General features: G+C 46.0%; 3 protein-coding genes. All 3 read right to left on the bottom strand.

Translation table 11 applies throughout. The annotated features are described in order from the left end of the window. Positions 1–1,239, bottom strand: a 1,239-nt coding sequence (locus OEZ43_21970; protein MDH5548247.1) for a hypothetical protein, incomplete at its 3' end; no start/stop codon positions are given. Positions 1,240–1,489: 250 nt separating this feature from the next. Continuing rightward, positions 1,490–1,708 carry a hypothetical protein gene (locus OEZ43_21965; GenBank protein ID MDH5548246.1) on the bottom strand — a complete coding sequence of 73 codons (219 nt, stop codon included), beginning with the start codon at positions 1,706–1,708 and terminating at the stop codon, positions 1,490–1,492. A gap of 731 nt (positions 1,709–2,439) precedes the next feature. Beyond that, positions 2,440–3,520 (bottom strand): transposase (locus OEZ43_21960; GenBank protein MDH5548245.1); only part of this gene is annotated, 1,081 nt, incomplete at its 5' end.

Here is a 3,520-nt window from a genome sequence, read left to right as displayed (position 1 = left end):
ACCGGACCAGGAGATCTTGCTTGTGTGACATGTCCACACGCGCCGGGTGTTACCCACATACTGGAAAACCGCATTGAGCAGCCGCGAGTCGTTAGTCTCGATTCGGGTCGGCGTCCCCTGCTGAAGAGCGTCCGGCGGCAGATCGTATGAGCGGCAGGGGACGTTCGCCTTGCTGAGCGATGGCGCGCTCCCTCCAGTCCAGTGACCTGCTGGGTTGTTGATTGTCCAAAAAGTAAGCGTGTTTCCGTTCGGCCAGAGTGCGTTGACCATGTACGCCGGTGGATTACCCCCCAGCCCCTGATAATGACAGCACGGCTGCACGGTGAAGGCCTTACTGCCATTCGGGTTCTTCAGGTTCCAGAAGTCATACCATGTCACACCCTGACCATTGTAGAGTTGAGACTTGTACAAGATACGCAATTTGCTGTACTGAAAGCCTCCACCAAACTGGAACATGTTGGAAACGATATAGAAGCACTGGGTGTCGAAACCGAGCATGGGGTAATCGGCCCAGTTATTGGTAGCGTTGCTGCCGTCGCGCGTGGCATCCAGACGATAAACCCACCAACGGCCGGCCGGATCAGTCGTCTGCGAGACGCCAATCATAAGGTACGAACGGTTCGGGTTCGAGCCTCGTCCCGCCGCAACGACACACCAGCGGCTGGCGTAGTGGTCGTATATGATCCGTGGGTCGAATATACCAATACCCGTTGGAAGCACAACCGAAAATAACGTGGACATATTCGGCCATCGGAAACGGAGCGCTCCAGTCTTTTGGTAACCCGCGAGATCGACATTGACGCCGAGCAGCACATCGTTCGGCCCGACGCCGATACAATTGTCCGGCGGTTGCCAGCCGGTCGCACGGGTGCCCGCGAAGGAGTTGCCGACCGGCGGCGCCAGGGTGGTCGGTCCGAATTCTCCGGGGAAGAGAGTATCTTCGGGCATGGACATCTTGCCGGCATCCGTCAGCTTGGGCTCGACATCTTCATCTGACGGACTATCCACCTTCGCTTCTGGGTCCGTTGGTGCCTGGTCCAGCTGCTGTGCATCGTGGGACATTTGTCGGTAGGTGTTCATATCGACCGGAAACCGGGTCACCATGTAAGGCTCCCGACCTCCCAGTGGGGGTCGCGCCATGTAATCCTGAACCGTCAAATCAGCGATCGACTGCTCACCAGGGGTAACCACTTCACTGCTCTCACCGTATTCAACGTCTATATCTTGTTCGTCTGTCATGGTTTTCTCCTTTACTTAGCTTGTGTGCCAAATGGGTATAATTGTATAATTTCCACATAATTTCCATGAAGGTAGAGGTTCTCCGTGTCTCGAAGTAACAACAGACTCACTGGTTTGCTGTTGTTTTCTGATGCCTTGACTTCCCACAGAGCTCTTTCTCTTTCCTTTAAGCGATATAACTCACTGACCAGGACGGTAGTCGTCATACTTTTGCATTTGTTCCAAAATGCACTTCCCGTTAATTTATTTATCACTCGGAGTGGAGCTGACGCCCTAATCTAGCAAATCTGCGGGAAATCAACTGTATGACAGCGTCGAATACGAACCATGTCACCAAGAACGCGGCGCATTCCAAGGTGAAGCTGTGAAACTTGTAAAACATTTCCGCTATTAGCCAGGCGAGCACCAAGGCTGGAGCCTGTTCATAAGCTAGACGTTTAGCCGGTAGCAGACGATATAAGGTATACATTGCAGCCTCCTATTTCTTGTGTTGAGATAAAATACAATATGCTTCTATACAGTTTTCAGTAGGATAAATGAAGCACAGGAAAATCTGTTCCTCTTTACATGCTAGAACTGTATGCCATAGTTATTATGGTTATAATAAGCACAAATTGTGCCAGGATAAAATAATTACTTAATATGTTGATTATACTTAAATATACTATTTCACATGAAATAAAAGATGGGTCATATTTGACCCATTAAAGTGGGTATTAAAGAAAAATAATGTTCTGTAAAATCCCTACAATAAATGGAATGCACCAGATTGACCCACTTTTGGGTCATATTTGACCCGGGTAGGAAGGGGTAGTGTGCGCATATGTCAATGGGGTTACTATTATGGGCTCTAGCTCGTAGGGTTCATCACCACTTTCTCCGGCCGCTGCATTAGAAATAATTAGGCAAAGAAAAATTACTAATGACCTGGCACTTCTTTTCATAACGGGGTTTGAGGCCGAGCGCCTATGGATAGTAACTCGGCATGGTATAGTTACAGAAATTGAAGGTAAGTTACGATTTATTGTGATTGTATCTGGGCCATCTTTCATCGATAGTCCCACAGATATTCAGTAAGCACCAGATGGAACAATTATGGTTCATCCGGAAATTGCGTACTCTGGGTAAAAAGTTAGGAAAGGGCCAAATGTTACATAGTAATTTTGGTTTTATGTTTGTCTGCAATGGTTGGGGTGTTTCTTAAGGCCCCCGGAACCCAGTATAGATCCATGCCATGATTTTGGGGTCTGCGAGACCAAAGTCATCATGGGTATTTTCGCGGCTAAGATCGTATTCTCCATGGAATAGTATATGTTTCCACGCCAACACATTTCCTTTTTTCAGAGTAGCGAGTGCGTATTGCGCCATGGTCTGATCGTTGGATTGTAGCATTTTGACCAGATAGAGATAATTCCATAAAATGATGGTGTTTTTGATGAGTTGACGGCAATTTTCAGCAACCTCCTGCTCTTCTTTTTCTTCAAACATAATTTCCTGATTATTTCCGAAAGCAACCGCTTTTGAGAATTTGTTGCTGTTTTCGCCACGGTTGAGCTGTTTCTCAATCGATTGCCTGAATTCGAGGTCGTCTGCATACTTCAAGATAAACAGCGTTTTAGAAATCTTACCAAATTCTTTCAAAGCTTTATATAGCGTATGTTGCTTGCTGTAGGAATTGAGTCTTTTGAATAGTTGGGAAGAAGATGCGTAGCGTAATTTAATTGTGGCTGAGAAACGGAGAATATCATCCCAGTTTTGTTTGATAAGATCGATATTGAGATATTTCTTTGGCGTGATAAAATCATCCTCATTTGCCTTTGTAGACTTAAAACCATATAGTATTTGATCTGACAAATTCTTGAGGCGTGGGGCAAATGTAATGCCCATCATGTGCATGAGGCCGAACACTGCTTCTGTGAAACCATGTGTATCGGTCGAGTGAATATCGCTTTTGACGATATGATTATGCATCATCCCATCCAGTACATAACAAGCCTCCCGTTCTGAAGACGATATGACAGTTGCATAGAAGTGGGCGAAACGATCATCCAAAAAGATGTAACTGCTAACTCCTTTTCCTGTACCGTGATATTTGTACCAAGCACTCGCGTTGAGTGAGCATCCATCAATGTTATATTTTTGACCGTCGCTTGATGTATGACGTAAATTGGATATGTTGAAATAGCCTGCTATCTCGTCTAACTTATTGAGAACACAATCATTGGCACGTTTTATATTATCAACATGCATATACTGCCGCGCAATATTTTCTAAAATGGAC

The organism is Gammaproteobacteria bacterium, assembly GCA_029881255.1.
In the GTDB taxonomy this organism is placed as follows: domain Bacteria; phylum Pseudomonadota; class Gammaproteobacteria; order S012-40; family S012-40; genus JAOUMY01.
Note: the sequence above shows the minus strand (reverse complement) of the source record. Positions and strands in the feature narration are given on the sequence as shown.